The following is a 4,659-nucleotide window of genomic DNA, read 5'->3' as shown; positions in this document are numbered from 1 at the left end:
AGTGCCACCAGTAACCGCTGCTAACATCAGATATAAGAAGCCCTTTCGCTAATCAATTCATTCTTCTCGTGCAAGGTGTTGAAAAAAACTAAAGCACACGTCCAATTCATCGTCAAAAAAGCTTACCTTGCGCTTGTTCGCCATTTTCTCTGGCCGCAAAAGTGCTGGTGACGTTTTCCAACAACCTGCTCGAGGCAAAGACATGCAATACGGCCTGAAAAAATATAATATTATGTCGGAGATAGATATCTAACTCAACTTTCGGAGATGCCACCCGGCAGCTTGAAAAAATAGGATAACATGCCGAAAACATTTAATATTTAAAGTGAAATGCTCTTTGCAACTTGACATATTGGCTTTGCGAAAAGATCAATAAATTCAAGGAGAAAGAGCACAGATGAATAGTACAAATCAATTCGAAATAGATCAAGAAGCAATGCACCTGCAAGGTGCAATAAAAACGTTCTTTGACAATTTTTCTGTCGGCACCCTCCTGAATCGCTGCAACATCAGGAAACTCAAGGGAGTCTCTCCGTTGGCGGTATTTGAGGCAGTATTTCTGCTCGCTTTCCGAGGTCAGAATTTTTATCGGGGAATCGTGCTCAACAGTGAGTTGGGATTCCAGAAAGACGTTGCCTATGAACTTTAGGAAAATCCCCGTTATAACTGGCGGCAGTTTCTTCTGCGATTGGTAGCACAGGCTGTCAGAGTAGTTGAATTTCTCACGAGCGAAGAGAGGGAGAAGGTATTTGTGGTCGACGACAGCGATTATGACCGGTCGCGCTCCAAATCGGTCGAATTGCTGGCTAAGATTTTTGACCACAATAGCCGTAAATACCTCAAAGGATTCAAGTTGCTGACTCTTGGTTGGAGTGATGGCGCAACATTCCTTCCTCTGGACTTTGTTTTGCGATCTTCGGCCAATGTCGCCAATAGAATTCAAGGAATTGTCAAGGCACTCGACAAGCGAACGTGTGGCTACAAGCGCCGTCAGGAGGCAATGGTTAAGACCACTGACATGCTTGAAGGCATGATAAAAAGAGCCATGGCCCTTGGCATTAGCGCAGACTACATACTGATGGACAGCTGGTTTTGTTTTGCTGGCCTGATCTCGAAGCTTGCCGTTCATGTGCCAGTAATCTGCATGGTGAAAGATATCACGAGTAATTTTTATCTCTACCAAGGCCACCTTGTCCGTTTGGGCGAGTTGTACAGGCGGATAAAGAAACGTCCGGGCAAAGCGAAAATTATTGCCAGCGTTATTGTCCCGATGAAGAATGGCCAGACAGTAAAAGTCGTCTTTATTCGAAACCGCAACGGACGAGGTGGGTTGGCGGTACTCTCGACCAATACAACATTGCCAGATGAAGAGATCATCCGTATTTACGGCAAACGCTGGGACATCGAGGTGTTTTTCAAAATGGCTAAGCATCACTTGAACCTGGAACGAGAAGTCCAGTTGAGAGATTATGATGGACTTGTGGCTCATACGTCTTTGGTGGTCAGTCGCTATATATTCCTGGCCTTGGAACAGCGATTTCATGATGACCCACGCCCCATTGGAAGTTTGTTTCATGACTGCTGCAGCGAGATCCAAGATCTAACCCTGGCCGAGGCCCTCCATCGGGACCTGACACTGGCTTTAGATGAAGTAAGGCAATCAGGCGAATTTGCAGAATCTGTAGTCATGGCTATGATTGATGCAATAATGGGTGCTGCACTAAGCATGATTAAATCATTACAGAAAAATTTAACAGCAACTGCGTAAAATCAACAAGTTACATCAACCCCGAAAGTTGAGTATCTAATCTAAGATTGAATGGAGCAACTGCCTAGAAATGTTGTTTGCCCCACCTCATACTGTTCCAACTATGTAAATTAGGTTTTATAATGCCCCATCTGATATCAAATCAGAATTCATGCTCCCCACAACCTAGCTCCTTCAAAAAATATAAAATCAGATAATATTACCTGATTAGCTCTAATCTTCCGCAATGCGTAATTTATGCTCAGAAACCTTCGCGGATCTGGCCGTGGCGAACACGAGGCGCGTAAACATACCAGCGAGATCAAACCGTCGGTTAAAGCGGTACTGAAACTCGCCAAGATAGCGATGAGCATATTTTTCAAAGTCAAACGCATGGTACGTTCCGGTTATGGAATTTTTCAGGTTGCCGAGGATTGTATTAACCCATCGGAAACAGCCCATGCTTGTACTTTTACGATCTTTGCCAACGACTTCCCGCTGATGGAAGCAACCTGCTGCTTCCACAGCCTGAAAACACCAAAGTCCATCTGAGACCACCAGAGATGATGGCCTTAGAGAGCGTTTTGCCCATAATTCGACCTCTTCTTTACAAAAACTTTTCACGGTTGTAAAGACAGCGTAGAGTGGGTGGCCTTGGAGGTTGGTTTGCACTGCTGCGATGAACGGAACTTTGTTCTCGGATCCTCGGCCTACCTTACCGCCGGGCAATTCGCCGCCAAGGTAGGCATCATCGATCTCAATGCGCTCCGACAGTTTGGTGGTTTGTTCGTGCTCAAACATGACCTCCATGAGTTTGTGTTTTGTTCTCCACGCTGTTCGGTAACTGACACCAATGAGGCGACTGAATTCCAAGATAGAGATATTATTCTTGTTTTGGGTCTGGAAAAACATCGCCTGAAACCACGTGGTTAATGGTAGTTTTGACGAATGGAAAATGGTTCCTTCTGTCAGCGTTGTCTGCCCTCGGCAGGCTTTGCACTGGAAGACCTTAACCCTCTGACCTCTACGGTAGATGCCGTAATTGTTACTACTGCATTTGGGGCAAATAAACCCTTGGGGCCAACGGGCAGATTCAAGGGCCGATTCACACTGCTGCTCTTTTCCATACGTAGCAAAAAACTGATTCAAGCTTAAACCTTTTTGAAACTGAATTCGATTCATCTTCATGATAACCTCCTTGGTTTCATGAAGATTATCACAGCACCTGAGACATATGGTGTCCGACTACATGCGGTGCGGAAGATTAGCGCTAATCAGGTAATATTATGTAATGTTTTATCCGCTACCGTCGAAGGCAACACCTTCATTAGCAATCTTTCTCTGAAAAATAAACTTCATCATAGCAGCAACACCGATAGTTACAAGAGCCATTAGATACGGATAACGATAACGATACAAAGTGCCAATATTTGCCACGACCAAAGAATGACTCAACAAAAAAACGTTACTAAACACTAAAATTATCCAAAGCCTAATATCCTGATACCAATAAAAAATACTCAGAGGCAAAAAAAACAATGACACGTACACGCCAAGCATTTCTATAGCAGATATTCTCCTCATCATCGTATTACTCCTTTGCTTGGCTTCTCCAAACCACAGATGAGGGAAGGGAGAAAAAAGTGCAATCTGCTCTGCTCTCGGCAAATACCTCAGCACATCAGAAACGCTTCCAAAAACAATATGGTGGTCAATATTAGTACCAGCACCTCCACCAATTGAGATGAAACCTCTGCGCGTTATTGTAAATTCAAAAATCTTCCCATCAATAGAAGAAGGCATCCATGAAGTAGGCGTCCAGCCCGCACGAATAAGGAGTTCCTCCCTCTCTATTACTTTTTCGTCCCCAACAGCGACACCGCTACTGACACTTACGTTACTGTTATCGATACTGTTATCGATGGTTCCATTTTGCTTTTTAATCAGTTCAACATTATCTTCTTTGACACTCACACCTGTAGGCATATAAAAATAAGGCCCCTGGAACAGGGACATATATGGGATTGTCAACCACATCAGGAACAAACAGATTATTTTTTTACTAATTTTATTTTTTTGTTTTGATTTGGAAAACAATATATACAATGTAACAATACAATAAACTAGCAATCCCATGGCAAACAGAAACTGAACGAGAATATGTCTTACCGACCAAACTAGTATAACTCCAAGCATTATTGCACTTAAAGGCCGACATACTCTTAGGACACCACTGTCCCAAGCCTCTTTTTCAGTTAAGGCAATCCAACCATATAAGACGAAAAACATACCCAGTATTGAGTATCCATCTTTATGCAAAGAGGCATACCATGTTGCAGCTGATGGGTAGACGAGGAAAGGCAAAGAACACAGAGAAGCCAGTCTCCAATTTTTCACAAACCTCTGCGCGAGTAGAAACAATAAAAAAGCACTCGTCGCGTGCATCACAGAATTAAGCGGAATCAACGCCCACGGGTGAGGGGCGACCAAAACATAAAAAAAAGCTGCCACTCCAACAGCGCCACTACCACCGAGTCCAAGCTCTGGTTTCAACTGCCAAACATTCCAACCTTGCTCATGAATTGCATTCGCGAGCCGCACAGCCACCTTGTGAAAAGTGTTCCAATCGCCACCGACTAATAAGCCTTCCCCAGCGTGCAAAGATGGAAAAACGTATGGTAAAACAATAAACTGAATAGAAGACGCAACAATAAAAACAAACGAAAAGTAAAGAAACCATATTTTTACATAAATTGAAGTATTTCCAGTATGGCTTATCATTTTTTTGTCTAACACCACAAGCGCTCCAACGTTTAATTGAATAATAACAGCTACTTACAATGTTCGGCTGTTTTGGTTATGTATTCGTCATTTGTAAGTGCCTGTAATAAGGGCATTCGTTCAAAAATGGT

The 4,659-nt window shown here is 43.3% G+C and carries 2 protein-coding genes and 1 pseudogene; 1 reads left to right on the top strand and 2 read right to left on the bottom strand.

Annotation, left to right across the window (positions count from 1 at the left end):
- The first annotated feature begins 397 nt into the window (after positions 1 to 397).
- Positions 398 to 1,768: pseudogene (locus tag HQK80_15625) on the top strand (transposase).
- 213 nt (positions 1,769 to 1,981) lie between these two features.
- On the opposite strand, the gene HQK80_15620 reads toward HQK80_15625, so the two are convergent.
- On the bottom strand, positions 1,982 to 2,935 hold the full coding sequence (locus tag HQK80_15620; protein MBF0223622.1) for an IS1595 family transposase: 954 nt from the start codon (positions 2,933 to 2,935) through the stop codon (positions 1,982 to 1,984).
- Between the two features lie 108 nt (positions 2,936 to 3,043).
- Positions 3,044 to 4,543, bottom strand: coding sequence for a hypothetical protein (locus HQK80_15615; GenBank protein ID MBF0223621.1), 1,500 nt, complete (start codon positions 4,541 to 4,543; stop codon positions 3,044 to 3,046).
- Positions 4,544 to 4,659 lie beyond the last annotated feature (116 nt).

The organism is Desulfobulbaceae bacterium, assembly GCA_015231515.1.
Lineage (GTDB): Bacteria > Desulfobacterota > Desulfobulbia > Desulfobulbales > VMSU01 > JADGBM01.
The sequence above is the reverse complement of the archived record's forward strand: the minus strand, read 5'-3'. Positions and strand labels throughout refer to the sequence as shown.